Here is a 21,498-nt window from a genome sequence, read left to right on the forward strand (position 1 = left end):
TAGATGTCTTAACAAGGATTAAAACATAATGAAGTTGTTACCCGCACTGTCTTTTTTTACTGCAAGTTTATTATTTAGTACGTTTACATCTGCCCATAGCGGTCATGAGCACAGCAAGGTTGCAGAAGTTACCGTGAGTGACGCCCAAGTTCGAGAATTCTTACCCGCTAGTAAAGCGACAGTTGCTTATCTTACTATTACCAATCCAAGCGATCACGCCACAGTGCTTACTAAAGCCGAACTGGATGGTTTAGGCCGCGTTGAAATTCATCAGCATACGCATGTTGATGGCATGATGAAAATGCAACAGGTTCTTTCACTGGAAATTAGCGCTCATAGTCAGGTGGAGTTTAAACCTGGCGGTTATCATTTAATGGTTTTTGAACCAGAGGATGAACTAAAAGCAGGGCAAGAGCGTAAACTCACGCTATATTTTAAAAACGGCAACCGAGTTTTTACTCAAGCTAAGGTTGTGTCTTTACAAGAAATGTCTGAACAGGCTGCAAATAAGAGTGAACAACACTCACACCACTAGGAGGTACCATGTCTGAGCATAAAGGAAAAATAGCCAGCGCATTACTTATCATTTTAATTATTTTCTATGCAATTGCGGTTTACTGGAGTAGTGAACCAGATCGCATGGATGTTGTAAACAAGGCAAAACAAGAAGCCCAACAACGGGGTGAAAAGTTTGTCACTGGTTACACAACCACGTCAACACTCATTAATGTTGCAAGTACATTGTTAAATAAACCGGGTGGCTATTTATCAAATGATATTATGCCACCAAGTGTGATGATGGATAATATGCCGGCATGGGAATACGGGGCGCTTGAGATGACTCGAGACCTGGTATTGTCGATGCGTAAAGACTTTAGTCGTTCGCAATCACAGTCGACCGAACATGAGGCTCTGAAAAAAGCACAGCCGCAATTTAATATAAGTTCAGTAGCATGGGCATGGCCAAGTGCTGAAGCTGAATATCAAAAAGGCATTGATTTACTGATTGTATATCGAACTCAAATTGCGGATCAAAATGATCGCGATAGCCAGTTTTATGCCCGTGCAGATAATCTACGTGGTTGGTTAAAAGAAGCTGAAAAACGCCTAGGCAGTTTAAGCCAACGCTTAAGTGCCAGTGTCGGCCAAGAACGCTTAAACACAGATCTAGCCGGTGATACCGCAGCCCATCAAGCAACCTATACGCCTTTACAGAATCAGGTAAAAACATCATGGTGGCAAATTGATGATGTGTTTTATGAGTCTCGTGGTGCAACATGGGCATTGCTGCATTTTTTACAGGCAGTTGAATATGATTTTGCCGATGTCTTAGAAAAGAAAAATGCGCGTGTTAGCCTGCAACAGATTATTCGTGAATTAGAGGCCACACAAGAAACCGTGTGGAGTCCAATGATATTAAATGGTAGTGGTTTTGGCTTTGTAGCCAATCATTCATTAGTAATGGCGAATTATATTTCTCGAGCCAATGCGGCTCTAATTGAACTTAGCGAACTTTTAGCGCAAGGATAAAATGATGAAAAAGTACTGTTTAGCGGCCGCCTTATCGATGGCCTGTTTAGCTCCGACAGCTCAAGCTGACACATTATTAGGTTTATATCTTGGTGTTGATGGCTGGCAATCTGATAACAGCGGTAGTTTTGCCCAAGACGGTAATCTACAAAGCTTCAAATTTGATGATGAGACGTTTACGAGCTACTACGCAGCACTAGAGCACCCAGTACCACTTGTACCAAATATTAAACTTAAGTACACAGAGCTTGAATTAAACGGTTCAACCATGCTTGATGAAAGCTTTAGCTTTGGCGATTCTAACTACGTGGTAGGTACAACCGTTGGTACGGTAAGTGATTTGTCACATGTTGATTATATTCTTTACTATGAGATTTTTGATAACGATTTAGTGTCTATCGATTTAGGTGTCAATGCTAAACAGTTTGATGGTGAGATTACGGTAACGGGTACATCGCAAAACGGTGGACCAAGCACTACTGAGCGTGTTGATTTTTCAGGCTTTGTACCATTAGTGTATGGCCGTGCTGAAGTTGGCTTACCATTAACTGGCTTGAGTGTTTTCTTTGAAGGTAGCTTACTGGCTATTGATGATAGTAAGGTTCAAGATTATCAAGCCGGTATTGCTTATGCGTTACTTGATAACCTTGCTATTGATATGGATATTAAAGCGGGCTATCGTTCAATGACGCTAGAGCTTGATGATATCGATGATATTTACACCGATATTGATGCTTCTGGGCCATTTGCAGGTATTCAAATTCACTTCTAAATAGATGGTGAATCTATTATTAGCTGGCAGGCTATTTTAAAGCATGCCAGCTAACGTCAAACTCATCTTCTAAGGATGTTGATAAAATATATTTATAAGCTTTATTTATCGGTGTACTAATGAGTTTTTTAAGCTCATCACCAGTTTGAGTAAACTTATAGTAACTAAGCACCAAATCATTACTTTTAGCTTTTAATACAAGGCGCTGATTCATAAAACTAAGGGCTAACTCTTGACCCGCTTTTAAAACTGCTGATTCAATTTCTTTTCGATACAACAAGTTAATATCCATTAAAGTCAAAATGTCAGGAAAACTAACCGGGGTTTTGCCCAAGTTAAATGACACTTTATTGCCTTTTCTTAATAAATCAAAAAGCGACGGCTTTTTGTAAAAGCCCAAGAGAATTAAGTGACTGTGGTCTTTTTCGTTAAATCCACACAGCGAGGTGCAGCGCTGTAATGCATCGGCTTCACGCTGAGTCATAAATTTAAGCGTTTGTAAGCTTTTGATTGAAAATGTACCTGGAGCAACAGTTTCACCTGCCAATATTTTTGCCCACAGTTTTTGCATTGCAGTATTTGCAGTATCTTCGCATAAGCTAATAAAGCGCTCTATCCAATCGAAATCGGGTCGTTGTTGGCCAGTTACATCGGGGCAAAACGCCATCGCCATTGCCATAATGGTTTCGATATTTTCTTGGCGCTTTATTAATTGGATTTGTTGGCGTGTATGGGCTCTGTCGAGTAATGTTGCTTCAGCTTTTACTTGATAGGGTAGCTGTTGTTGTCCTTGCGGCGAGTATTGTTCATCGTTTGTTTGATTGATTTTTACAGACGATGTTTTATGGATAGGGTATCCAAGCTGGTTTTCGATTATGTTAGCAAGATTAATTCTCGCTTGAGCCGCTTTGACTGTCATCGGTAGCAATTGCCTTTTCTGTTGTTGCTAACTGCGCATAGGTTTTTATATTGTTCAAAGCCAACTTAACCGAGTTATTAAGTATATATTGGCTTAATAAAGCGAGGTAGCCGCCAATAATGGGAGTGTTGACTTCACCTTGTAATGTGCATCTAACCTCAACGCCATCTGCTGCATTTGAAAAACGTATCTCGCCTTTTGCAATGTGCTCTTGGTTAAACAAAATATTAAACATCATTGCATTTTTATTTAGTTGGGTAATGGTCATCTCGCCTTTGCCAAAGCGACTTTGCCAAAACTGATGAGCGCCAACGCCTTGGCTTGGCTCTGCAATTATAAATTCAATACTTGGGTCAACTGCTTGCCAAGGTTGCCACTCAGGCCATTGGTTAAAATCACTAACCAAACCTGCGATTTCTTCGGCGCTTGCTGATATTCTTATCGACTTATCAACAGTGTATTGTTGAGAAAGCATTAAACCCACCACAAGCGCGATGAGTGTCATAACAAATAATGCTTTTAAACTCACAAAGAATAATTTAATAATCTCACCTCAGGCAATAGTTTTATATCTTTCATAACATTATACGTATCTTAGGCTATAATCTTTTTGATACGACTGTATATGTTATCACTAATGTACCACAGTCGAATAAGTGATAGAATTTTTATGCATCGTTGTAAAGTGGAGAGTCACCATCGATACAGTTTTACGGTGTTCACTTTAAGGAATTATTAATGACATCAGACAGTAATGACTTTTTATTTAACGACCAAGATGATGAGCAGCTTCTCGAAGAAACTGTATCTGATTTTTGGGATGTATTAATAGTCGATGATGATCCTGAAATACATTCTGTCACTAAGCTAGCTTTATCTGGGGTTGAGTTTTGGGATAAAGGCTTGCGATTCCATCATGCCTACTCTGGTGCAGAAGCGCTCGAATTACTTAAAAAAGACCATTCTATTTCCGTTATTTTACTTGATGTTGTGATGGAGTCAGATGATGCTGGCTTACAAGTTGTGAAGCAGGTCAGAGAATGCCTAAAAAATCATAATATTCGTATTATTCTTCGTACTGGTCAGCCAGGGTATGCCCCTGAAGAAAAAGTAATCCGCGAGTACGATATTAATGATTACAAAACTAAAACTGAGCTGACTCGTAGTAAATTGATTACTTCACTGGTAACAGCTATCCGTTCTTATGAACAAGTTTGCCAGCTCGAATTTCAAAGCCGCGCATTGAACAATATTCTACTCGCCTCGAAGGCTATTTTAGGCTTTACCGATATCAAAGCTTTTACCATGGCTGTATTAAAGCAGCTTTCGTTTATTTTAGATTGTGAGCCTCACGGCTTACTGTGTGGTTCGATTGAAGATGACGATCGGGTTTTTGTTTTGGGCGGTGGCGCTGAATACAACGATGTAATTGGTCAGCGAATTGAGCAGCTTGATAATGGTCGTATCATTTTACAAGTGAAAAACTGCTTAGCACAAGGTGAGCATCAACATACTGAGCTTGACAGTACCTATCTACTAAAAAGTAAAAATCGCCAAGCCGCGATTTACTTAGAAACTAATCAAACGCCAAGCCCGTCGCAGTTACAATTTGCCGAGATCTTTTTAACCAATGTAAGTGTTGGTCTTGATAATGTGCGCTTGTTTAACCGTTTATGTGATGCAGCGTATAAAGATATTTTAACAGGTCTTCCTAATCGTAATGATTTTATCAACAAAGTAGAGCGCTTTTATCAGCCCGGTAAAACAGACTATGTTTTTTTATTGATTGATGTTGCCCATTTCTCTGATATCAATAATGGTTTAGGGCAAGAAATTGGTAATTTGCTTTTAAATGCTATTGTTGAAAGGCTGCAACAAGAGTATCCAAAAGCCGAGCTTCTTTCTCGAATAGGTGCTGATGTGTTTGGTTTGATATTACCAAAACAGCGTTATGACCTTGAGCAGTTACGCGAACATCTTAGTTTACCTTTTACTGCTGGCGAACATATTTTACCTATCAATTTTAAGATTGGCTTGTGCCTTCAAGGTGACTTTCAGAAAGCGGGTATTGAAACACTAAAATTGGCATATATAGCTTTGAACCAAGCTAAAAAGAATTCCTCTGAAATGGTCGTCACGTATACTCCAGAAATGGAAGAGCAGATGGCATGGCGCTTAGGGATTATTAGGCAGCTTCGTCAAGACTTTGAACAACGTAAACTTGAAGTGTGGTTCCAGCCGCAACTAGATTTGAATACATTAGAGATCATTGGCTGTGAAGCATTGCTACGTTGGCCGTCAGGGAATGGCCAATATATTTCCCCGGCTATATTTGTTCCCTTGGCTGAAGACGCAGGTTTAATTGTTGAAATAGGGCAGTGGGTACTAGAACAAGCATGTTTACAACAAAAGCGTCTTGAACAGCTTGGCTTTAACATTAGTGTTGCTGTAAACGTTTCAGTGCCACAGTTTAAAGTGAAAGGTTATGCGCAGCAGGTTAAAGACACTCTAATAAAATATGAAGTTAAGCCACAGTTTATAGAGCTTGAAGTAACCGAAAGTGTGGTAATGGACGAGCTGAGCAATGTTATTACCACTCTTGAGGAGTTAAAAGCATTTGGCATTGAAATTGCGATTGATGACTTTGGTACAGGCTTCTCATCGTTGAGTTATTTGCAAAAACTGCCGTTAGATAGACTCAAAATCGACAGAGCATTTATAAAAGATCTACCAGGTAAGGGGTGTGAGGCTATCGCTGCGTTAATTATTTCTTTGGGTGCAAGATTAGGTCTAAAAACAATTGCAGAGGGAGTTGAAACACAAGCACAAGCTGATTATTTACTTGAGCTTGGTTGTGATGAAGTACAAGGATTTATGTACGCTAAGCCTATGCCTGAGAACGAGTTAATCACATATTTACAAGCCAAACATTAATTAGCTTAGCTCTTGATCCTAGTTACTTGCAGCGCCCTTCAATGTGAAGGGCGTTTTGTTTTCTATAATAATCTATAAGAGTGGGTTATAATTCGCCCCTTTTGTTAGCAGAGTACACTTTATGAGCGCATTAAAAGCCGAGCGAGGCCTGTTTTCTTACCCTAAGTATTGGGCTGAATGCTATGGCACGGCGCCATTTTTACCAACCACCCGTGCAGAAATGGATGCATTAGGCTGGGATAGTTGCGATGTGATTATCGTCAGTGGCGATGCCTATGTTGATCACCCAAGTTTTGGTATGGCTGTAATTGGCCGAATGCTTGAGTCTCAGGGGTTTCGCGTTGGTATTATTGCTCAGCCTGATTGGAACTCAAAAGATGCCTTTATGGCGTTAGGTAAGCCTAACTTATTTTTTGGTGTGACTGCGGGCAATATGGACTCGATGATCAACCGCTATACTGCTGAAAAGCGTATGCGCCATGATGATGCATACACGCCGGGTAACATAGGTGGTAAACGTCCTGATCGTGCTGTGGTTGTGTATAGCCAACGCTGTCGTGAAGCTTATAAAGATGTGCCGTTAATTATTGGTGGTATTGAGGCGAGTTTACGTCGTATTGCGCACTATGATTACTGGCAAGAAAAAGTACGCCGAAGTGTTTTGTTTGATGCCAAAGCAGACATTCTAATTTACGGTAATGCCGAGCGTCCGCTTGTTGAAGTTGCACACCGAATTGCTGGTGGTGAGTCGGTTGATACCATTCAAGATATTCGTGGTACCGCGGTTATTCGAAAAGAGCCTTTGCCGGGCTGGCGTGGCAGTGACTCTACGGCTATCGATAAAATCGGTAAGATTGATCCAATTCCAAACCCGTATGGTGCAGATGATGTCGGTTGTAGTAAATCTGAGTTTAAACAAGCGGGTATTGATTTAAGCGCAGAGGCTGCCAAGCCAATCACTATTCAGCCTGCGCGTCCTAAGCCATGGGAAAAGACCTACGTTAAGTTACCAGCGTATGAGCAAGTGAGTGTAAATAAACCGCTTTATGCCCATGCGTCGCGTATTTTGCACCAAGAAACAAACCCAGGTTGTGCACGTGCCTTGTTTCAACGCCATGGCGACCGTTCGATTTGGGTGAACCCGCCTGCATTTCCGCTTGAAACTGAAGAAATGGATGGCGTATTTGGTTTGCCATATCAGCGTATTCCACATCCAAGCTATGGCGATGAAAAAATTCCTGCCTATGAAATGATTAAAACCTCGGTGAACATTATGCGCGGGTGCTTTGGTGGTTGTTCTTTTTGTTCGATTACAGAACATGAAGGACGCATTATTCAAAGCCGTTCAGAGCAATCAATTATTGATGAAATTGAGCAAATTCGTGACAAAGTACCGGGCTTCACAGGGGTAATTTCTGACTTAGGTGGCCCAACAGCGAATATGTATAAATTGCGCTGTAAGAGCAAAAAGGCCGAGAGCACGTGCCGACGTTTATCATGTGTTTATCCTGATATCTGTAAGCATATGGACACCGATCACACCCCAACGATTGAGCTTTATAAAAAAGCCCGTGATGTGAAAGGCGTGAAGAAAATCTTGATTGCGTCAGGCGTACGCTATGACTTAGCAGTAGAAGATCCACGCTATGTAAAAGAGCTGGTTACTCATCACGTAGGCGGCTACTTAAAAATTGCCCCTGAGCATACTGAGGATGGCCCATTATCTAAGATGATGAAGCCGGGCATGGGTGCTTACGATAAATTTAAAGAGCTATTTGATAAATACTCAAAAGAAGCCGGTAAAAAACAGTATTTGATCCCGTATTTTATTTCTGCACACCCAGGAACGAAAGACGAAGACATGGTTAACATGGCGCTATGGTTAAAGGCCAATGACTTTAAGCTTGATCAGGTACAAAATTTTTACCCGTCGCCAATGGCCAACGCAACGACAATTTATCATACCGAGATGAACTCGTTACGTAATATTAAAAACAATACTGAACAAGTGCCTGTGCCAAAAGGGGCACGTCAGCGTCGCTTGCATAAAGCTATTTTACGCTATCATGATCCTGCCGGCTGGCCGATGATCCGAGAAGCTCTTAGAAAAATGGGCAAAGCGAATCTAATCGGGAAAGGGCCAAACTGTTTGGTGCCTGAAGAGAGTCGCAACGAGAAAGCGGCAAATAGTAAAGGTGGTAAAGGCCGTGCGGCACTTACACGCCACACTGGTTTTAGCCAGTTTAAAAAGGCCAATACCAAACCTAGAGTAGGTAAAAATAAGCAGCGCGCAAAGTAAAAGATATAAATGGCCCTTAAAGGGCCGTTTTTATATTAGATCAATAACCAGGTTGCAGTGCCTAAAAAGGCAAAAATACCAACAATATCGGTGACGGTTGTCAGTACCACACTGCCTGCTAGGGCTGGGTCAATTTTCATTTTCTTAAGAATTAACGGAATACTCGCACCCGCGATACCAGCGGCAACAAGATTCATAAACATCGCAAACGCTAAGACCGCACCGAGCTTAAAGTCCCATTGCCATAGGGCAACCACACCAGCAATCAATATCGACCAAATAACGCCATTCAGTGCGCCTATCGCCAGTTCCTTAAGTAATAAGAAGCGTTGGTTTGTTTGGTTGATATGGCCAACCGCTATACCACGAATAACCAGTGTTAATGTTTGGCTACCTGCAACACCACCCATTGAAGGTACGATACCATTTAGTACCGCCAAAATAGGCAAGATTGCTAAGGTGTTTTCAAAAAAGCTTGCCACAATTGCTGCTAGCAATGCGGTTAATAAGTTAACTCCCAGCCAAATAGAGCGACGCTGCGAACTTTTGAGTACTGGCGCAAAGGTATCTTCTTCGTCGTCAAGACCAGCAAGGCTTAACATGCTGTGCTCAGCATCTTCACGGATGACGTCAACGATATCATCGATGGTAATACGACCAAGCAAGTGAGCGTTATCATCAACAACAGGGGCTGAAATCCAGTTATGACGCTCGAACAATTGCGCTACATCACTTTCATCCATTGAGATTAGGATTGACTCACACTCTTCATCCATTAAATCACGAACAATTTTATCCGATGAGTTGGTCAGTAATGTGGTTAACGAAAGCGCGCCTAAAAAGCAGTTATGTTTATCAACAACGTATAAGTCATCCGTACCTTCTGGTAGTTCACCACGCAAGCGTAAATAGCGCAGGACTACATCTAAGGTAACATCTGGACGGATTGTTACCGTATCGCTGTTCATCAGGGCACCGGCTGAACGCTCTTGGTACGACAGTGCCTGAGTTGCCCTTTCTCTATCTTGCGAGTCCATTGCACTGACTACGTCTTGATAAACGGTGTCAGGAAGGCTACGAAGAACTTCACCTAAGTCATCGTCGTCCATGTCTTCGGTTGCAGCAGCAATGTGCTCAGGCTCCATCTGAGCAATAATACCTAAACGTACGTCTTCAGAGAGTTCTTCTAAAACATCACCACGCACATCTGGGTCTACCAACTGCCATAGCATGCGACGAATTTTATGGGGAGATGACTCTAATAATAAAGCGGTATCACACGGAGCTGTTTTAGCGAGCATGCCTCGCACCTGAACAAATTGTCCACTATTGAGTGACTTGGTCACTTGTTTAAGTTGTTGTAGTGGGTAGTCTTGTTCAAAGGCTTCTGGCATTGGCGTCCTTACAACTGAAAATAGATTAATAAAGATTCTGCAAATACAGCATAGTTGCTAAGTGGTGTATTTGCAGGATATCTTCACACTGCGATAAAATTATTAAGTGCTTTGTATTTTTAAGGTGTGAACGATATAAAAGTAGGATATTTAAAGAGAATTATAAATACCTGAACTAAGTTTAACTTAAACGGTTAAGCCTTAGCAAACGCTATTCTTGTTCATGAAAGCGTTGTGCAATTAATTCTCCAATTGCGTTCAGTGCAGCCTCTGCATCTGGGCCTTCACATACCACACGCACTTCTTTACCTTGGCTACTTTCAAGTAGCATTAAGGCTAAAACACTATCACCTTCAGCTTCTTTATCGTCTTGATAAAGCATAATTTTAGCATCAAATTGCAAAGCAAGTTGTGCTAAAACAGTGGCTGCTCGTGCGTGCAAGCCAAGCTTATTTTGAATTAAAAACGTGTCTTCTGCGTGCATCTGGCATCCAATTAAATATCTTGCTCGCGATGGCGGATTTTTACGTTCGCATGCGTTTTTGAAAAGCTATCACCAATGGTCTGCGCTAAATATACCGAGCGATGTTGCCCGCCAGTACAGCCAATTGCGATGGTAAGATAGCTGCGATTGTTACGCTCAAGGTGAGGCAACCATGTTTGCACAAATGTTTGAATTTGCCATGTAAATTTTTGCACTATGCTATGACTTGCAAGGTAATCTTTTACTGGTTGATCTAAGCCTGTGAGTGGCTTTAGGTCTGGCTCCCAGTGTGGATTTGGTAAAAAACGTGCATCAAATACGTAATCGGCTTCTTTTGGAATACCATGTTTAAAGCCAAACGACATAAAGGTGATAATCAGCTTTTTATCTTTTTTACCTAAGATCTTTTCACGAATTGATTCAGCTAACTGATGAACACTCAGGTCGGTGGTATCAATCATAAAATCAGCGCGCGTGATCAGTACATCCAGTAATACTCTTTCTTGCTTAATTGCTAAATCGAGTGGCAGCGAGTCAATCGATAGAGGATGTAAGCGTCGCGTTTCAGAAAAGCGTTTGATCAGAGTTTGGTCATCACTGTCTAAATAGAACAGTGTTGGGTTTGCGAAACCTGGCAGGTATTCAAGAATATCATTAAACTCTTGCTGCTCTTTCGGTAAGTTACGCACATCTATGCTGACTGCTATTTTGTCATAGTTGTCTGAAACGCTACGAACAAGCGAAGGTAATAAGTTGACTGGGATATTATCAACACAGTAGTAACCCAAGTCTTCAAGTACACGTAAAGCGACCGATTTACCTGAGCCTGAGCGACCGCTGATGATAATTAATTCCATTTATGCCTCTGCTGATATGACCTGAAACAGTTCGTGGTCTGTTTTAGCGCTACGTAACTGTTTACAAAACTCTTTATCTTTTAGTCTATCAGCAATTGTCGATAAGGTCTTTAGGTGAAGTTGGCTGTCTCCATCTGGTACGATGAGTGCAACGAAAATATCCACAGGTCGGTTATCAATTGCGTCAAAATTGATTGGGGATTCACTCACTATGACAAATGCCTGTGGTTGCTCTGCACCACTCATGCGGCCATGTGGAATAGCAATGCCACGACCAATACCTGTACTGCCTAATTTTTCTCTATTGAGTAAGGCATCAAGGACGTCTTGTTGAGATAAATGAGGAAGCTGCTGGTGAGCCAGCTCGCTGATATATTCAAGGATTCTTTTTTTGCTATTAAAAAGGACCGCAGCTTTGCTGCAGTCCTGGTTAGTAAGTGAACTAAGTTTCATAATTTAGTGTCGAGCTAATTTCTCTTTGTGTTTAATGACTTGACGATCTAGTTTGTCGATTAGCGAGTCAATGGCTGCATACATATCTTGGTGTGCAGTTGAGGCAAAGAGCTCGCCTCCATTTACATGTAAAGTTGCTTCTGCTTTTTGGCTTAATTTTTCTACATCTAGAATGACATGTACATTATTAATGTGGTCAAAATGCCTTTCTAGTTTTGCAAACTTGCTGTTTACATAGTCTCTTAATGAATCAGTGATTTCTACATGACGACCAGTTAAATTTAGTTGCATAAGCATTTTCCTTCTATGTAAAACGTCTAAATCAAACTCTTACGCTGATTAGACGGAGGTATCGCTAGAGACTCTCGATATTTTGCAATTGTGCGTCTAGCTACTTTAATTCCTTGCTCAGCCAATATATCTGCAATTTTACTATCACTCAATGGCTTAGCTGAGTTTTCTGCAGCGATAAGCTTTTTGATCAAAGCGCGAATTGCTGTTGATGAACACTCACCACCGTTTTCTGTGCTGACATGGCTTGAGAAGAAATATTTCAACTCAAAAATCCCGCGAGGGGTGTGCATGTATTTTTGTGTTGTAACACGTGAAATTGTCGATTCATGCATTTCGACCATTTCTGCGACATCGTTCAGCACCATTGGTTTCATGGCTTCTGGGCCATGTTCAAAAAATGCTTGTTGTTGCTGTACGATACAATTGGTCACTTTTAAAAGTGTATCGTTACGGCTCTCTAAGCTTTTAATAAACCATTTAGCTTCTTGTAAATGAGAGCGAATAAACTGGCTATCGCTGCTCGATTTTACTGAGCGTGACATAGCTGCATATTGGCTATTCACTCTAATTTTTGGCATACAATCTGGGTTTAGTTCAACGACCCAACGACCTTTAACTTTTTTAACCGATACATCGGGTATAACGTACTCAGACTCTTCGCGAACTATGCTGTCTGCTGGCTTAGGGTTTAAGCTGTGGATCAGCGTCATTACTTCTTTTAGTTCGCTTTCTTTAAGCTTAGTCTTTTTCATCAAAGTGCGATAGTCGCGACTTGCTAATAATTCAATATGCTCAGATAAAACCATTTTAGTTTCAGCTAAATACGGCGTACTCGCATCGAATTGGCGAAGCTGGATACATAAGCACTCTTGTAAGCTACGGGCACCAATCCCTACTGGATCAAACAACTGTATTCTCTTTAAGACCGCTTCGACTTCATCTAGTTCGATTTCTTCTTCATCATTATTTTGATTAAAACTTTCGACTATGTCTTCGCAGCTAACAGTTAAAATACCTGAGTCATCAATTGCCTCTACGATGGCGACAGCGATCGCTTCATCGGTTGGGCTAAATGGCGTGAGTTGTAATTGCCACATAAGGTATTCATGGAGGGTTTCAGTCGATGCACCCTGATAAATTGACTCATCTTCTGGCATTGGACCTGATGATGTTGATGGGGCAGCACTCATGTACTCATCCCATGTCACATCCATGGCTAAATCGTCACTTACGGTGTCTTTGTTAAGGGCATCGCTGCTTTCTTGTTCGTACTCACTCGGCGCTTCTTCGGCCGATGCACTTAGCTGAGTATCATCAGATTCAGCTTTTTGCTCGTTCTTACCAATGTTTTCATCGTTGTAATCTGCTTCTTCCACTTCAAGCAGAGGGTTACTATCAAGTGCTTCTTGAATTTCTTGCTGGAGATCCAATGTACTAAGCTGCAGCAAGCGAATTGCTTGTTGCAGTTGTGGAGTCATTGTAAGTTGCTGGCCCATGCGCAGCTGTAATGATTGCCTCATGTATCCCTAACAATCCTTTTATGTGTTATCGACACCTGTGCAGTCACAGGTAAATATATATCGATTTATTGTCATTGTTATTTAGTTTAGCAGATGCGCTAGATGGTGGCTTATTGGTTATAGCCTGAATTGCTCACCTAGATACACATCGCGTACGGTTTGGTCAGCTAAAACATGCTCAGGTGTTCCTGATGCAATTAGCTCCCCATGAGAAACAATGTAGGCTTTTTCACAAACATCAAGGGTTTCTCTAACATTATGGTCAGTGATTAATACACCAATACCACGATTTTTTAAGTGTTCAATAATTTTCTTTATATCTAACACTGAAATAGGATCAACACCAGCAAAAGGCTCATCTAACAAGATAAATTTAGGGTTTGCGGCTAATGCCCGAGCAATTTCTACGCGACGACGCTCGCCCCCAGATAAGGCCATACCTTGACTATCACGAATATGCTGAATACTAAATTCATCAAGTAAGTTGTTGAGTGTTTCTTCTCGGCCTTGTTTATTTAAATCTTTACGCGTTTCTAAAATAGCCATTAGGTTTTGATAAACCGTTAACTTTCTAAAAATAGATGACTCTTGTGGTAGGTAACCAATCCCTAAACGTGCACGGCTATGCATTGGCAAAAGTGTAATATCATTATCATCAATGCTGATCTTGCCTTTATCGCTAGGTACTAAGCCAACAATCATATAGAAAGTGGTGGTTTTGCCTGCGCCATTTGGGCCAAGCAAACCAACGATACTGCCCGCTTCAACCTCAAGACCCACATTTTTGACAACTTGGCGGCCTTTATAGCTTTTTGCTAAAAGCTCTGCTTTTAATGTGCTCATGGTTGGCCTTTATCGTCTTGTTTGTTGTCAACAGGCACTAAGATTGTGTGTACACGGTCTGTTGAGTTTTCGTCTTTTTCTGCGCTAATTAGTTGTTGTGCCATATCATAAGTAATACTTTTCGCTGTTACTTTTTGGCCTGCTTGAGTTACTTCGGCTTCGCCATTTAAAGTTAAGAAGCGCTTGGCTACGTCGTAGCGAACTTCTTCTGCACTGGCGCTCATTACCGTGCCATCTGCTTGCTTTTCTTCAAAATAAGCAGGCTTACCTGTGGCGATAATTAACTCAACAGTACCTTCTGTATCACCACCATGGGCTTCAAGACGTTCGGCTGTGATCCGGCGGTTACCATGTATAATTTCGACATTGCCTTCAAATATACCAACGCCATCTTTTAGCTTACCAGTTTGACGATCTGAGCTTATGCTAATTTGTGCGCCTGTCTGCTCGGCAGCTACGCCTGAAAAGGCAATCAATAAGCTTGGGATCAGGAGTAATTTCTTCAGTTTATTGGTCATAGTATATGGTTCGTGTATGGTTAGTTAACTCTACAATCTCGGTTTTTAAATTAGCTTTTAGGCCTTTACCGGTAATTTTTAAATTTGGTCCTGTTAGCGTCACAGGTTGCTTCGAAAACATGGTCATTTGTTCTATATCAACGTTAATGTTTTCAGCTTTAATATCTTCGATCATGCCATTATGGGTTAAGTTTTTAGCAACAACATCGCCTTCAAAAATAAGCTGATCGTTTTCATATAAGGTGGCTTCTTTAGCTTTTACTTGCCAAATTTGCTGGTCGCCATAAAGTGTAAAAATAGGTTGCTCAAAAAAGGTAAACCCAAGCTGCTGATAAAGCTCCATTTTCGCAGCGGCCACTTTATGGCTAATCTTGCCTTGCTCATCATAAGCGGTTTGCTTTAGTGCAACGGCCGTATAATCGGGAGTTGCAATAATCTCGTCTTCACTATTTATTGTGTTTGTTGTTTGGTTAAAGTACGGATACCACAACCACACCATGCAACAAACAAAAACAATACTCAGTAAAATACGGGCTATATTCATGCGCTGGTTCCATCGCTAGTTAACGGCTTACCGTTTTCTAACATCAGTAAATCTGTTAATTCACGTACAGCGCCAAAGCCACCCGGTAGCATGGTCGTATAGTGAGCCAGTTTTTTTATCAATGGGTGCGCATCATTGACTGCTACCGCAAAGCCTACTTTTTCCATTACAGGCAAATCAGGGCCATCGTCACCAATGTACGCTATTTGCTCATCTTCTAGGCCAAGTTTATCTTTTAACTCTTGGTATGCAATCAGCTTTGTTTCTTGGCCTTGATAAATATGCTGTACGGTTAGGCTAGTCATTCGCTGCTGAACTATTTGTGAATGGCGCCCGGTAATAACGGCAACTTCAAAGCCACTATTAATGAGTGCTTTGATGCCAAAGCCATCTTTGGTATTAAATGCTTTAAGCTCTTCGCCCTGATTTCCAAGATAAATTCGGCCATCAGAAAAAACGCCATCAATATCACATATTAGTAACTTAACTTTTTGAGCACGCTGACTTACATCAGGACTAAGGGGCTGGTATAGCTCGGCGAATGTCATTACTTACAGAACTCCTGCTTTTAATAGGTCTTGCATATTAAGCGCGCCAATCGGTGTGTTATTTTTATCGATTACAATCAAGCCGTTGATACGTTTGCGTTCCATAATATTTAACGCCTCAGCAGCCAGCATCTCTGCACTGGCTGTAGTACATGAGCGCGTCATGACCTGGCTAATGGCGGTACTATGAATATCAATACGTTGCTCTAAAATACGACGTAAATCACCATCCGTAAATAAGCCGCAGAGTTTTTGGTCTTCCGCGACCACGGCTGTCATACCTAACCCTTTAGCAGACATTTCAATAAGCGCATCTTTAATGCTTTGCGACTCGTGCACTATTGGTGTTGCATCACCACTGTGCATTACATCGTTTAATGTAAGCAACAAGCGCTTACCTAGGCTGCCTCCGGGATGAGATAATGCAAAGTCATCGGCTGTAAAGCCACGTGTTTCGAGTAAAGCAACAGCCATTGCATCACCCATAACCAAGGTTGCTGTAGTGCTTGCCGTTGGCGCAAGACCCAGTGGGCATGCTTCTTGGCTAACTTTAATGCAAACATGCACATTAGAGAGCTTTGCCATTGTTGAGTCAGGGTTACCTGTTAGCGAAATCATTTTTGCGCCAATTCGTTTAATAACAGGAATAATGCTTAACACTTCACTGGTTTCGCCCGAATTCGAAATGCACATTACTACATCATCTCGAGTGATCATCCCTAGGTCGCCATGGCTTGCTTCGCCAGGATGAACGAAAAATGCCGGTGTACCAGTGCTTGCTAATGTGGCAGCTATTTTATTGCCAATGTGGCCAGACTTACCCATGCCTATAACGATGATACGGCCTGTGCATTGGTACATTAGCTGACAAGCTTGCTCGAAATGTTCATCGATGTACTGATCTATTTCGTGTAAAGCTTGCGCTTCAATTTCAAGAACGCGCTTACCTTGCGCAATAAAATTTAGCTGGGTCATTGATTATCCTATTTGGCTAAAAATATAGCCTTGATATGCAATAAATGCGACTAACAAAAAGCCACCTTCTACTCTATTGATGCGACGAGCACCTTTAAAGTTCAATGACATGGCAATCAGCACTAAAGTAGCTGCAATCATGATAAGGGCATCGCGGTTCGCTGCAGATGGGTCGATAATCGATGGGTTGATGATCCCAGCCAGTGGTAAAACAGCGAGTAGGTTGAAAATGTTCGAGCCTACAATATTACCCAATGCTAAATCATCTTCGTTTTTCAATACCCCAGCAATACATGCAGCCAGTTCAGGTAGACTAGTACCAATAGCGATAATTGTTAAGCCAATTACAAGGTCTGAAAGGCCAAAGTATTTAGCAATATCAACGGCTGATTCGACTAAAAAATGTGAGCTGATAGGTAAAAGTATCATACCGATAACAAGCCATAGGATAGCTGATTTAGTACTGACATTATCGGGAACATCTTCACATGCCTCGCTCACGAAAGGGTCATCGTCTTGATTTTTAGCGCGTAAAGACACAATCACTAAGCCTGCGATGAAGACAACAAAGGCAAGAGCTAATGCGATACCTTCGGCAAACGAAAAGTAGTTATCTGAAAACACGTACCATGCCGCAATTGAGACAAGTAGTACTAAAGGCATTTCTCGTTTTAAGGTCATTGACGAGACAGAAAGAGGGCGAAGTAGTGCTGTTACGCCCAGTACAAGTAAGATATTGGTGATATTTGAGCCAACAGCATTACCTACTGCTGTATCAGTTTTACCGGCAAGCGCGGCAGAAGCAGATACCATCATTTCAGGGGCTGAAGAACCCATAGCAACAACCGTTAAACCTATGATTAGGGTCGGGATCCCCATATTTTTTGCGAGTGCAGCCGCACCATAAACAAACCGATCGGCACTCCAAACAAGTGCTGCAAAACCAATAATTAAAATGACAAAAGAAGTCACCATTGTGATACGCCAACATTACTGAAACAGATGACTGCAAATAGTAACAAAAGCGAGCAGGAAAGTATAAGTAAAAGAATAGGCTGGCAGGCACAAAGCGCGGTTTTTTAGGAATGAGATTTCAGGTGTGGTTAAGGAGCAACTGCGTAGAGTTTAATTTGGCGAATAGAAAATATTACAAAATTTTACGAATTGTTTTTTCCATCTTGACTAAAAAAACTTTAAAATGGCAAAACGAGTGAAAAACGTTATGGAGAGCGACTTGTCGCAATCAATAGTAGAAATCAAGGATGTAACCTTTTCACGGGGCGATAGAATCATATATAAAAATATGAGTTTTAACATTCCGAAAGGCAAGATCACCGCTATCATGGGACCGAGCGGCATAGGTAAAACCACCATGTTACGCTTGATAGGTGGTCAACTTAAGCCTGATTCTGGTGATATTTTGTTCGAAGGCAATAGTATTCCTAGCATGTCTCGCAAGGAGCTTTACGCTGCCCGCACTAAAATGAGTATGCTTTTTCAAAGTGGTGCTTTATTCACTGATATGTCTGTGTTTGACAATATCGCTTTCCCCTTACGCGAACACACTCAACTTAGTGAAGATTTAATTCGACTTGTAGTCCTTATGAAGTTACAAGCTGTAGGTCTTCGTGGTGCACAAGATTTAATGCCGTCTGAATTATCAGGTGGTATGGCACGCCGTGCAGCTTTGGCTCGCTCGATAGCCCTTGACCCCGAACTGATTATGTATGATGAGCCTTTTGCCGGCCAAGACCCTATATCGATGGGGGTACTTGTTAAGCTGATCAAATCACTGAATGAGGTGTTAGGTTTATCGTCGCTTATTGTAACGCACGATGTAACCGAAGTGCTTAGTATTGCAGATCACGTGATCATTATTGCTGATCAAGGTGTGATTGGTGAAGGCTCACCTGAGCAAATGCAAAATCATCAATCAGAGCTTGTTCAGCAGTTCTTAAAAGGATTATCGGATGGTCCTGTACCATTCCATTATCCTGCTCCTGCTTATGATGATGAATTATTGGGAGTACCGAATGCTTGATCTGTTTCAAAAGCTAGGTCACAAGACGTTAGGCCGTTTTGCTGCGCTTGGTCGCTCTACGCAAATGTTGTTTGGCGCATTAGTTAATATGCCAAACTTCAAAAAAGGCACGCCGTTACTGATCCGTCAGTTGTATATGGTCGGCTCACAATCGCTTTTAATCATTATGGTGTCGGGCCTGTTTATAGGCATGGTGCTCGCTTTACAAGGCTATACCGTATTAGTCGGTTATGGTGCTGAAGATAGCTTAGGGCCATTGGTGGCACTAAGTTTGTTACGCGAATTAGGGCCTGTGGTCACGGCGTTATTATTTGCTGGTCGCGCGGGCAGTGCACTAACAGCTGAAATCGGTTTGATGAAAGCCACTGAGCAATTATCTAGCTTAGAGATGATGGCAATTGACCCACTTAAACGCATTATTGCCCCGCGCTTTTGGGCTGGCTTTATTAGTATGCCATTGCTTGCATTAATATTTTCTGCTGTTGCTATTATCGGCGCTCACTTAGTTGGCGTTGATTGGCTTGGTGTTGATTCAGGTAGTTTCTGGTCAATCATGCAAGCGCAAGTGTCGTTTCAGCAAGATATTGTCAATGGCATGATTAAAAGCTTTGTATTTGCCTTGATTGTAACGTGGATTGCGCTTTACAAAGGGTATGACTGTATCCCTACTTCTGAAGGGATAAGTAAAGCGACAACAGAAACCGTTGTACACTCATCACTGGCAGTTTTAGGTTTTGACTTTATTTTAACAGCGGTAATGTTTACCAGCTAATTAGGGTATAAAGATGAATTCACGGAAATTAGAAATTTTAGTTGGCTTTTTTGTAGCCCTAGGTATTGCGGCTTTTGCATTGCTTGCATTCAAAGTAGCAAATGCCGGCATTAGTGGTAGCGGTGAAACGTACCAACTAAATGCCAAGTTTGAAAACATTGGTTCGTTAAAAGCCCGAGCGCCAATTAAGGTCGGCGGAGTTGTTGTGGGGCGTGTTGAGTCAATTTCAATTGATCCAAAAGAGTTTGTGCCAGTAGTTAACATGGCGATTGACGCAAACTATTTGTGTAAGTTTTCAGATACAACCTCTATCTCTATTTTAACATCAGGTATTTTAGGGGAGCAGTACTTGGGTATTAACCCGGTTATTGCTGCCGATTCTGCAGAGCAACGCTGCATGGGTGAAAAAGTGACAGCCGCTCAAGATGATGCTGCTTTAGATGATTTGTTTGGTGTTGAAAGTAAAGCGCTTGCTGATGGTGATTACATCACCGATACCAAGTCAGCATTAGTATTAGAAGAGCTGATAGGTCAGTTCTTGTTCAACCAAGGAAGTGAATAATGATGTTTAAAAAATTTCTAATCGCTTTAAGCGTGGTGCTTACGGTAGGTGTACACGCTGCAGAGCCTGAGGTCGATTTAAAAGACCCATACAAAATGGTGCGTAAAGTATCAGATAATACCTTTGCACGTATTACTAAAGATCAGCCTTTAATCGCCAAAGATAAAGAGTATCTACGAGTGATCGTAGAAGAAGAGTTAATGCCTTACATTGACTACAAGTACGCTGCACTTCGTGTGTTAGGTAACCATGTATCAAAAGTACGTGCAATCGAAGATAAAGAAGAAAAGGCAAAAGCAATCAAAGATTTGCAACACTTCATTGATGTGTTTCAAAAATACCTAATTGCTACATACGCTGGTGTGTTTACGCAGTATACAAACCAAAGTGTTGAGTTTGGCCCAGCCCAGCCTTTTAAAGGTCAAGATGTGGTACTAGTCAAAACGAAAATTGTGGAACCAGGTAAGCCTGATATTAAAATTGACTTTAAAGTACGTGAAGACCGAGATGGTGATTGGCGTGCATACGACATGATTGCCGAGGGGATTAGCCTGCTTGACGCTAAACAAAGTGAATTACAAGGCATTTTGCGTCAACAAGGTATCGAACACGTGAGTGACTTACTTGAGCAAAAGAGCCAACTACCAGTGCAGTTTAGAGGTGAAGGTGGCGATGAGTAACGTTGATATTACTCAACTCGAGGATAATCAGTTTCGGGTCAGTGGTGAACTGACCCGAAACTCTATCGCCAATGAACGCCTTCTGAACACCAAGTCACAATCTACACACAAAACGTGGTATTTTGACCTTTCTGGTGTATCTAGGGTTGACACGGCGGGCTTAGCTTGGTTAATTCACTCTTTCGCAGAATTAAAGCAGCAAGGTATTCGCCTTGAATTGCAAAATATTCCTGAGCAACTGCAAAACTTGATGCAGTTGGGACAGGTCACAACCTTATTTGAGTGAGATTTATGGAAACAAGCCAAGTCGAAACGTTATTACGCGACGAATTAAAGCTAGACGAAGTGATTGTTAAAGCAAACGGTAGCCACTACGAAGTGATTGCTGTTGGTGAGTGTTTTGACGGTTTAACGCGCGTTAAGAAACAACAATTGGTCTATGCTCCGTTAATGTCAACAATCTCAGACGGTACAATCCACGCTGTATCAATCAAAGCGTTCACGCCGACTGAATGGAAACGCGAACAAAAATTTATTTTACCTCAATAGTTTCAGGGCC

Annotated in this window: 25 protein-coding genes; 11 read left to right on the top strand and 14 right to left on the bottom strand. The window is 41.6% G+C overall.

Translation table 11 applies throughout. From position 1 onward, the window contains the following. The first annotated feature begins 28 nt into the window (after nucleotides 1-28). The 3 genes from NH454_RS16245 to NH454_RS16255 are packed head-to-tail and all read left to right on the top strand — an operon-like array spanning nucleotide 29 to nucleotide 2,302. Nucleotides 29-535 (top strand): copper chaperone PCu(A)C, encoded by a 507-nt coding sequence (locus tag NH454_RS16245; protein WP_253039660.1) that lies wholly within the window; start codon nucleotides 29-31, stop codon nucleotides 533-535. Nucleotides 536-543: 8 nt separating this feature from the next. Beyond that, on the top strand, nucleotides 544-1,530 hold the full coding sequence (locus tag NH454_RS16250) for a DUF2333 family protein (protein ID WP_135923421.1): 987 nt from the start codon (nucleotides 544-546) through the stop codon (nucleotides 1,528-1,530). A 4-nt stretch (nucleotides 1,531-1,534) separates the two neighbouring features. After that, nucleotides 1,535-2,302 (top strand): TIGR04219 family outer membrane beta-barrel protein, encoded by a 768-nt coding sequence (locus NH454_RS16255; protein ID WP_135926227.1) that lies wholly within the window; start codon nucleotides 1,535-1,537, stop codon nucleotides 2,300-2,302. Between the two features lie 31 nt (nucleotides 2,303-2,333). Here the strand turns inward: NH454_RS16255 and NH454_RS16260 are convergent, their stop codons facing one another. Both NH454_RS16260 and NH454_RS16265 read right to left on the bottom strand, forming a co-directional pair. After that, nucleotides 2,334-3,221 carry a TIGR03899 family protein gene (locus tag NH454_RS16260; protein WP_253039661.1) on the bottom strand — a complete coding sequence of 296 codons (888 nt, stop codon included), beginning with the start codon at nucleotides 3,219-3,221 and terminating at the stop codon, nucleotides 2,334-2,336. Then, the gene (locus NH454_RS16265; protein WP_135923423.1) at nucleotides 3,190-3,726 is read right to left on the bottom strand and encodes an SRPBCC family protein; all 537 of its coding nucleotides are present in this window, start codon (nucleotides 3,724-3,726) and stop codon (nucleotides 3,190-3,192) included. The genes NH454_RS16260 and NH454_RS16265 overlap by 32 nt, the downstream gene beginning before the upstream one ends. A 233-nt stretch (nucleotides 3,727-3,959) precedes the next feature. On the opposite strand from NH454_RS16265, the gene NH454_RS16270 reads away from it, so the two are divergent. Together NH454_RS16270 and NH454_RS16275 are read left to right on the top strand one after the other, a co-directional pair. Then, nucleotides 3,960-6,155 (top strand): EAL domain-containing protein, encoded by a 2,196-nt coding sequence (locus NH454_RS16270; protein ID WP_199526669.1) that lies wholly within the window; start codon nucleotides 3,960-3,962, stop codon nucleotides 6,153-6,155. A 121-nt stretch (nucleotides 6,156-6,276) separates the two neighbouring features. Next, complete coding sequence (locus NH454_RS16275) at nucleotides 6,277-8,454, top strand: YgiQ family radical SAM protein (protein ID WP_135923425.1); 2,178 nt, start codon at nucleotides 6,277-6,279, stop codon at nucleotides 8,452-8,454. A gap of 35 nt (nucleotides 8,455-8,489) precedes the next feature. Here the strand turns inward: NH454_RS16275 and mgtE are convergent, their stop codons facing one another. The 12 genes from mgtE to NH454_RS16335 form a co-directional block, all read right to left on the bottom strand. Next, nucleotides 8,490-9,848, bottom strand: coding sequence for a magnesium transporter (gene mgtE / locus NH454_RS16280; protein ID WP_135923426.1), 1,359 nt, complete (start codon nucleotides 9,846-9,848; stop codon nucleotides 8,490-8,492). Nucleotides 9,849-10,059: 211 nt separating this feature from the next. Next, nucleotides 10,060-10,332, bottom strand: a complete 273-nt coding sequence (locus tag NH454_RS16285; RefSeq protein ID WP_135923427.1) for an HPr family phosphocarrier protein — start codon at nucleotides 10,330-10,332, stop codon at nucleotides 10,060-10,062. A gap of 11 nt (nucleotides 10,333-10,343) precedes the next feature. Further along, complete coding sequence (gene rapZ / locus NH454_RS16290; protein WP_135923428.1) at nucleotides 10,344-11,189, bottom strand: RNase adapter RapZ; 846 nt, start codon at nucleotides 11,187-11,189, stop codon at nucleotides 10,344-10,346. After that, nucleotides 11,190-11,642, bottom strand: a complete 453-nt coding sequence (gene ptsN / locus NH454_RS16295; RefSeq protein ID WP_135923429.1) for a PTS IIA-like nitrogen regulatory protein PtsN — start codon at nucleotides 11,640-11,642, stop codon at nucleotides 11,190-11,192. It lies immediately after the preceding gene. Nucleotides 11,643-11,645: 3 nt separating this feature from the next. Next, nucleotides 11,646-11,933 (bottom strand): ribosome hibernation promoting factor, encoded by a 288-nt coding sequence (gene hpf / locus NH454_RS16300; protein WP_135923430.1) that lies wholly within the window; start codon nucleotides 11,931-11,933, stop codon nucleotides 11,646-11,648. 26 nt (nucleotides 11,934-11,959) lie between these two features. After that, on the bottom strand, nucleotides 11,960-13,456 hold the full coding sequence (locus NH454_RS16305) for an RNA polymerase factor sigma-54 (protein ID WP_135923431.1): 1,497 nt from the start codon (nucleotides 13,454-13,456) through the stop codon (nucleotides 11,960-11,962). Nucleotides 13,457-13,573: 117 nt separating this feature from the next. Further along, the gene (gene lptB / locus NH454_RS16310; protein ID WP_135923432.1) at nucleotides 13,574-14,299 is read right to left on the bottom strand and encodes an LPS export ABC transporter ATP-binding protein; all 726 of its coding nucleotides are present in this window, start codon (nucleotides 14,297-14,299) and stop codon (nucleotides 13,574-13,576) included. Continuing rightward, nucleotides 14,296-14,817 carry a lipopolysaccharide transport periplasmic protein LptA gene (gene lptA / locus NH454_RS16315; protein WP_135923433.1) on the bottom strand — a complete coding sequence of 174 codons (522 nt, stop codon included), beginning with the start codon at nucleotides 14,815-14,817 and terminating at the stop codon, nucleotides 14,296-14,298. Before lptA ends, lptB begins: the two co-directional genes overlap by 4 nt. Continuing rightward, the gene (gene lptC, locus NH454_RS16320; RefSeq protein WP_135923434.1) at nucleotides 14,807-15,361 is read right to left on the bottom strand and encodes an LPS export ABC transporter periplasmic protein LptC; all 555 of its coding nucleotides are present in this window, start codon (nucleotides 15,359-15,361) and stop codon (nucleotides 14,807-14,809) included. Before lptC ends, lptA begins: the two co-directional genes overlap by 11 nt. Then, nucleotides 15,358-15,909 (bottom strand): 3-deoxy-manno-octulosonate-8-phosphatase KdsC, encoded by a 552-nt coding sequence (gene kdsC / locus NH454_RS16325; protein ID WP_135923435.1) that lies wholly within the window; start codon nucleotides 15,907-15,909, stop codon nucleotides 15,358-15,360. Before kdsC ends, lptC begins: the two co-directional genes overlap by 4 nt. A 3-nt stretch (nucleotides 15,910-15,912) precedes the next feature. Next, nucleotides 15,913-16,884: a KpsF/GutQ family sugar-phosphate isomerase gene (locus tag NH454_RS16330; RefSeq protein ID WP_138558036.1), complete on the bottom strand. Its 972-nt coding sequence runs from the start codon at nucleotides 16,882-16,884 to the stop codon at nucleotides 15,913-15,915. A gap of 3 nt (nucleotides 16,885-16,887) precedes the next feature. Next, nucleotides 16,888-17,859 (bottom strand): calcium/sodium antiporter, encoded by a 972-nt coding sequence (locus NH454_RS16335; RefSeq protein ID WP_138558035.1) that lies wholly within the window; start codon nucleotides 17,857-17,859, stop codon nucleotides 16,888-16,890. Nucleotides 17,860-18,106: 247 nt separating this feature from the next. Between NH454_RS16335 and mlaF the strand changes: the two genes are divergently transcribed. Genes mlaF through NH454_RS16365 form a run of 6 tightly spaced genes read left to right on the top strand, consistent with a single transcriptional unit; the run spans nucleotide 18,107 to nucleotide 21,488 of the window. Continuing rightward, on the top strand, nucleotides 18,107-18,925 hold the full coding sequence (gene mlaF, locus NH454_RS16340) for a phospholipid ABC transporter ATP-binding protein MlaF (protein ID WP_135926228.1): 819 nt from the start codon (nucleotides 18,107-18,109) through the stop codon (nucleotides 18,923-18,925). Beyond that, entirely contained in the window at nucleotides 18,918-19,697 is a 780-nt protein-coding gene (mlaE, locus tag NH454_RS16345) for a lipid asymmetry maintenance ABC transporter permease subunit MlaE (RefSeq protein ID WP_135923438.1), read from the top strand. The genes mlaF and mlaE overlap by 8 nt, the downstream gene beginning before the upstream one ends. Nucleotides 19,698-19,710: 13 nt before the next feature. Beyond that, entirely contained in the window at nucleotides 19,711-20,259 is a 549-nt protein-coding gene (gene mlaD, locus NH454_RS16350) for an outer membrane lipid asymmetry maintenance protein MlaD (RefSeq protein WP_135923439.1), read from the top strand. A 2-nt stretch (nucleotides 20,260-20,261) separates the two neighbouring features. Then, entirely contained in the window at nucleotides 20,262-20,939 is a 678-nt protein-coding gene (locus NH454_RS16355) for an ABC transporter substrate-binding protein (RefSeq protein ID WP_253039666.1), read from the top strand. Further along, nucleotides 20,932-21,225 carry an STAS domain-containing protein gene (locus tag NH454_RS16360; protein ID WP_135923440.1) on the top strand — a complete coding sequence of 98 codons (294 nt, stop codon included), beginning with the start codon at nucleotides 20,932-20,934 and terminating at the stop codon, nucleotides 21,223-21,225. The genes NH454_RS16355 and NH454_RS16360 overlap by 8 nt, the downstream gene beginning before the upstream one ends. Nucleotides 21,226-21,230: 5 nt before the next feature. Further along, nucleotides 21,231-21,488 (top strand): BolA family protein, encoded by a 258-nt coding sequence (locus NH454_RS16365; RefSeq protein WP_065978178.1) that lies wholly within the window; start codon nucleotides 21,231-21,233, stop codon nucleotides 21,486-21,488. Nucleotides 21,489-21,498: the final 10 nt, after the last annotated feature.

Origin of the sequence: Pseudoalteromonas sp. Ps84H-4, from assembly GCF_024124645.1 — a bacterium.
GTDB classification, from domain to species: domain Bacteria; phylum Pseudomonadota; class Gammaproteobacteria; order Enterobacterales; family Alteromonadaceae; genus Pseudoalteromonas; species Pseudoalteromonas lipolytica_C.

Coding starts and splice junctions, on each gene's coding strand:
- NH454_RS16245 (WP_253039660.1), top strand. CDS start 29: ATGAAGTTGTTACCCGCACTGTCTTTTTTTACTGCAAGTTTATTATTT.
- NH454_RS16250 (WP_135923421.1), top strand. CDS start 544: ATGTCTGAGCATAAAGGAAAAATAGCCAGCGCATTACTTATCATTTTA.
- NH454_RS16255 (WP_135926227.1), top strand. CDS start 1,535: ATGAAAAAGTACTGTTTAGCGGCCGCCTTATCGATGGCCTGTTTAGCT.
- NH454_RS16260 (WP_253039661.1), bottom strand. CDS start 3,221: ATGACAGTCAAAGCGGCTCAAGCGAGAATTAATCTTGCTAACATAATC.
- NH454_RS16265 (WP_135923423.1), bottom strand. CDS start 3,726: ATGACACTCATCGCGCTTGTGGTGGGTTTAATGCTTTCTCAACAATAC.
- NH454_RS16270 (WP_199526669.1), top strand. CDS start 3,960: ATGACATCAGACAGTAATGACTTTTTATTTAACGACCAAGATGATGAG.
- NH454_RS16275 (WP_135923425.1), top strand. CDS start 6,277: ATGAGCGCATTAAAAGCCGAGCGAGGCCTGTTTTCTTACCCTAAGTAT.
- mgtE (WP_135923426.1), bottom strand. CDS start 9,848: ATGCCAGAAGCCTTTGAACAAGACTACCCACTACAACAACTTAAACAA.
- NH454_RS16285 (WP_135923427.1), bottom strand. CDS start 10,332: ATGCACGCAGAAGACACGTTTTTAATTCAAAATAAGCTTGGCTTGCAC.
- rapZ (WP_135923428.1), bottom strand. CDS start 11,189: ATGGAATTAATTATCATCAGCGGTCGCTCAGGCTCAGGTAAATCGGTC.
- ptsN (WP_135923429.1), bottom strand. CDS start 11,642: ATGAAACTTAGTTCACTTACTAACCAGGACTGCAGCAAAGCTGCGGTC.
- hpf (WP_135923430.1), bottom strand. CDS start 11,933: ATGCAACTAAATTTAACTGGTCGTCATGTAGAAATCACTGATTCATTA.
- NH454_RS16305 (WP_135923431.1), bottom strand. CDS start 13,456: ATGAGGCAATCATTACAGCTGCGCATGGGCCAGCAACTTACAATGACT.
- lptB (WP_135923432.1), bottom strand. CDS start 14,299: ATGAGCACATTAAAAGCAGAGCTTTTAGCAAAAAGCTATAAAGGCCGC.
- lptA (WP_135923433.1), bottom strand. CDS start 14,817: ATGACCAATAAACTGAAGAAATTACTCCTGATCCCAAGCTTATTGATT.
- lptC (WP_135923434.1), bottom strand. CDS start 15,361: ATGAATATAGCCCGTATTTTACTGAGTATTGTTTTTGTTTGTTGCATG.
- kdsC (WP_135923435.1), bottom strand. CDS start 15,909: ATGACATTCGCCGAGCTATACCAGCCCCTTAGTCCTGATGTAAGTCAG.
- NH454_RS16330 (WP_138558036.1), bottom strand. CDS start 16,884: ATGACCCAGCTAAATTTTATTGCGCAAGGTAAGCGCGTTCTTGAAATT.
- NH454_RS16335 (WP_138558035.1), bottom strand. CDS start 17,859: ATGGTGACTTCTTTTGTCATTTTAATTATTGGTTTTGCAGCACTTGTT.
- mlaF (WP_135926228.1), top strand. CDS start 18,107: ATGGAGAGCGACTTGTCGCAATCAATAGTAGAAATCAAGGATGTAACC.
- mlaE (WP_135923438.1), top strand. CDS start 18,918: ATGCTTGATCTGTTTCAAAAGCTAGGTCACAAGACGTTAGGCCGTTTT.
- mlaD (WP_135923439.1), top strand. CDS start 19,711: ATGAATTCACGGAAATTAGAAATTTTAGTTGGCTTTTTTGTAGCCCTA.
- NH454_RS16355 (WP_253039666.1), top strand. CDS start 20,262: ATGTTTAAAAAATTTCTAATCGCTTTAAGCGTGGTGCTTACGGTAGGT.
- NH454_RS16360 (WP_135923440.1), top strand. CDS start 20,932: ATGAGTAACGTTGATATTACTCAACTCGAGGATAATCAGTTTCGGGTC.
- NH454_RS16365 (WP_065978178.1), top strand. CDS start 21,231: ATGGAAACAAGCCAAGTCGAAACGTTATTACGCGACGAATTAAAGCTA.